Source organism: Microbacterium sp. H6 (assembly GCF_003314775.1).
Taxonomy (GTDB): domain Bacteria; phylum Actinomycetota; class Actinomycetes; order Actinomycetales; family Microbacteriaceae; genus Microbacterium; species Microbacterium oxydans.
In genome coordinates this window covers 1-353 of record NZ_QOAY01000263.1, presented here as the reverse complement: position 1 = coordinate 353, position 353 = coordinate 1, and the positions used below count along the sequence as shown (strand labels likewise).

Annotated in this window: 1 protein-coding gene; it reads right to left on the bottom strand. The window is 74.2% G+C overall.

The window, feature by feature from the left end; all coding sequences use genetic code 11:
- On the bottom strand, positions 1–353 hold a 353-nt coding region (locus tag DSP71_RS22480), incomplete at both ends, for a hypothetical protein (protein ID WP_220151136.1).

The following is a 353-nucleotide window of genomic DNA, read 5'->3' as shown; positions in this document are numbered from 1 at the left end:
CGAGCAGGACCCCCTGCCCGCCGATCACGGTGACGACGGCCCGCGCCGGGCCCTCGGCGATCTGGGCGAGCAGCTCCTGCTCACTCGCACCGTGGACGAGGACGGCACCGTCGAGAACGACGTCGACGCCGAGTGGCGATCCTTCGACGCCGAGCTGCCGAGCGATCTCCGCGGTCGTACCGCCGGGGCCGAGCAGATAGCGCACGCCCGGTCGCATGCGGGAGACAGCCCCGCGGGCCGCAGCTTCGACCGCAGCCGCCTCGGTGACCGGCGTCGGCGCCTTGCGTGCCTGAGTGCGGCCCGCACGATGCGGCACCCGGAGCATTCCGTACAGCGTGGGGTCGACGCGGGCG